General features: G+C 68.1%; 1 protein-coding gene. It reads left to right on the top strand.

All coding sequences use genetic code 11. The annotated features are described in order from the left end of the window. The coding region (locus KBI52_RS00115) for a c-type cytochrome (protein ID WP_210804713.1) at positions 1 to 238 on the top strand (238 nt) is incomplete at both ends.

Here is a 238-nt window from a genome sequence, read left to right as displayed (position 1 = left end):
GCGCCGCCTGGATGAAGGCCATCGAGACGGGAAGCTTCGAGGACATCCAGGCCAACGAGGACCTGATGAGGGTCGTCCGGTCGTCGGGCCGCCAGCTCTTCGGCGACAACTGCGCCGCCTGCCACGGGGCGGACGGGAAAGGCCGCGCCAACTATCCCGACCTGACGGACGACGACTGGCTCTGGGGCGGCGAGGTGGAGAAGATCGCCGAGACCATGCGGATCGGCATCAACTCGCG

Source organism: Microvirga sp. HBU67558, from assembly GCF_018069605.1.
Lineage (GTDB): Bacteria > Pseudomonadota > Alphaproteobacteria > Rhizobiales > Beijerinckiaceae > Microvirga > Microvirga terrae.
The sequence above is the reverse complement of the archived record's forward strand: the minus strand, read 5'-3'. Positions and strand labels throughout refer to the sequence as shown.